The 530-nt window shown below is 61.7% G+C and carries 1 protein-coding gene; it reads right to left on the bottom strand.

The genetic code is table 11. From position 1 onward, the window contains the following. On the bottom strand, positions 1-530 hold a 530-nt coding region (locus UCMB321_RS28400; protein ID WP_040072022.1), incomplete at both ends, for a malonate decarboxylase subunit alpha.

The raw sequence follows: 530 nt of genomic DNA, 5'->3' as shown, positions 1-530 counted from the left end.
CGCAACGAGCCGTCGCGCCCGGTGAAGAACACATCCGGGCGGGCCGCGATGTAGTGTTCCATCCCCAGCTCGGTGCCGAAGCAATGCACGCTTTCGACCCAGCCGCTTTCGATGGCGGGAATCAGGGTCGGGTGCGGGTTGAGCGTCCAGTTGCGGCAGATCTTGCCCTTCAGGCCGAGGGACTCACCGTAGGTCGGCAGGATCAGCTCGATGGCGGCGGTGTTGAAACCGATCCCGTGGTTGAGGGACTGCACCTTGTGTTTTTCGTAGATCCCGCGAATCGCCATCATCGCCATCAGCACATGCACCGGTTTGATATGGCGCGGGTCGCGGGTGAACAGCGGCTCGATATAGAAAGGTTTGTCGGCCACCACCACGAAGTCGACCCAGGACGCGGGAATATCCACCCGGGGCAGTTCGCTGACGTCGTCAACCAACTGGTTGACCTGGACGATTACGATCCCGTCGCTGAACGCCGCCGGCTCGATCAGTGCCGGGGTGTCTTCGGTGCTGGGACCGGTGTAGATATT

The organism is Pseudomonas batumici (genome assembly GCF_000820515.1).
Lineage (GTDB): Bacteria > Pseudomonadota > Gammaproteobacteria > Pseudomonadales > Pseudomonadaceae > Aquipseudomonas > Aquipseudomonas batumici.
This window is presented reverse-complemented; position numbering and strand designations above follow the sequence as displayed.